Annotated in this window: 1 protein-coding gene and 1 pseudogene; one reads left to right on the top strand and one right to left on the bottom strand. The window is 52.3% G+C overall.

Annotated features, from left to right (window positions below):
- Positions 1–535: 535 nt before the first annotated feature.
- Positions 536–1,012, bottom strand: coding sequence for a helix-turn-helix domain-containing protein (locus G434_RS00005; RefSeq protein ID WP_000469298.1), 477 nt, complete (start codon positions 1,010–1,012; stop codon positions 536–538).
- Between the two features lie 409 nt (positions 1,013–1,421).
- On the opposite strand from G434_RS00005, the pseudogene G434_RS30575 reads away from it, so the two are divergent.
- Positions 1,422–1,647 (top strand): annotated as a pseudogene (locus G434_RS30575) (rep protein); the annotation flags it as partial.

The following is a 1,647-nucleotide window of genomic DNA, read 5'->3' as shown; positions in this document are numbered from 1 at the left end:
TCGCTCACTAACGTTCGGTCGCTGGGGCTGCGGCGAGCGGTGCCACCTCTCGCATGTTGTCGGTGATTCCGCTGTTGTTCTTTCGGGGATGAGTCGTCAGATAGCCCTTCAAACGCGCTCAGAAGCTCTCAGACGCACGAGGCGGGGTTTAAATGCCCGTCAGGGCATGGAAGGCGCGAAAAACGCTTACAGAGCGTTTCAGGAGGTCAGGCGCGCCGATACCCCTAGCCAGGGGCTTTCAGGTCGCCAGGAACCGCGCCAGCCCCCTGCAAAGCCCATTTGCACGGTACAGGCAGTCACTCGGTTGGTAGGTGGTCGTAGACCGTCGGTGTTACAGCGATGGGGGTCTGGGGTTCTCCCCAGACGGTTTCCGGTTGCGCTCAAGGCGCTGCCGGAACCGTGGCGGCTCGGTCGTTCTGGAGATCGGGGAGCAAAAACACGCAAGGGATTTTGAGGCGGCAAAAGAGCAATGCAGGATAGACAATCATGGTCAGAACGTTAACACGTAGCCCCTGATTGTCCGCCTGCCGCTGGCTCAATTTGAAAACATGGCCATGATTCGGCGCTGAATATCACCGTCTTTGTTGACCAGTGTTTTAGTGACAAATGCTGCATGGTTTTTCGTAGTGTTGTATCCCTTCCAGACTTCATGTGGATCGAGGGCATACGCACAAACCTTACCAGCAACGGGGATTCTAACTAATGCATTTTTTGATTCTAAGTAATTGAGCCAACGAATAATTGTGCTTCTGCTAACTCCAAGTTTTTCAGCTAGGAATTGCTGATCCGCAACGACAGCGCCACACGTAGGATCGATATGCTCCGCTAAAAATGAGTACAGCTTCAGTGCTGATATGCCTTGGCTATCCTTCAGCAGCTCTCGAACGCGTTCCCAACCTTTTGGGGATACCTGTGTAAACCTTGAATTCTTCTTTGCTTCTTCGAGATCCTCGGTGTTTTTCTTTGCCTCATCTGAAAGTTGTTTCAGTCGTTTTTCTGAATCAATAAACATGATTTTTTCCCTCTAAAAATCCCATGCACTAACGTTGGTTCAAATCTAAGCCATCATGACACATCTGTGCAACACCTTGTTGCGTGTTGTCGCATCCAGGATGCGACAACGTTGTGTCACCCTGGATGCGACAGGTAAACAAAAAACACACTAAAAAAACAACAACTTACAAATCAGCGTAAAAGATCTATTCTAGGCAAGGGTGTTGCGCGCAACGCAACGCCCTTTGGGGGTGTCGGGGCGAAGCCCTGACCCAGTCACGTAGCGATAGCGGAGTGTATACTGGCTTACTCCTCTGCAAGCCTCGCCAGCCGTGATTTTTGCCAGATTTCGTGGTTTTCACGTTCAACAGCTCCTGCACGTTTTTTGCCGTCCGTTCACCGTTAACCCCCGCAGAAATCGGGACAGGATGTGCAAATGTAATACCGTCACCCGCGACGATATTCCGTTTGCCATCTGGTCAGGGCTTCGCCCCGACACCCCGTATCAGTGCGTACGTGCTCAATGTGGTTTCCAGTTCTCTTCCGCTTCCTCGCCCACTCGCTCACTAACGTTCGGTCGCTGGGGCTGCGGCGAGCGGTGCCACCTCTCGCATGTTGTCGGTGATTCCGCTGTTGTTCTTTCGGGGATGAGTC

Origin of the sequence: Escherichia sp. KTE172, assembly GCF_000408845.1 — a bacterium.
In the GTDB taxonomy this organism is placed as follows: domain Bacteria; phylum Pseudomonadota; class Gammaproteobacteria; order Enterobacterales; family Enterobacteriaceae; genus Escherichia; species Escherichia coli.
Note: the sequence above shows the minus strand (reverse complement) of the source record. Positions and strands in the feature narration are given on the sequence as shown.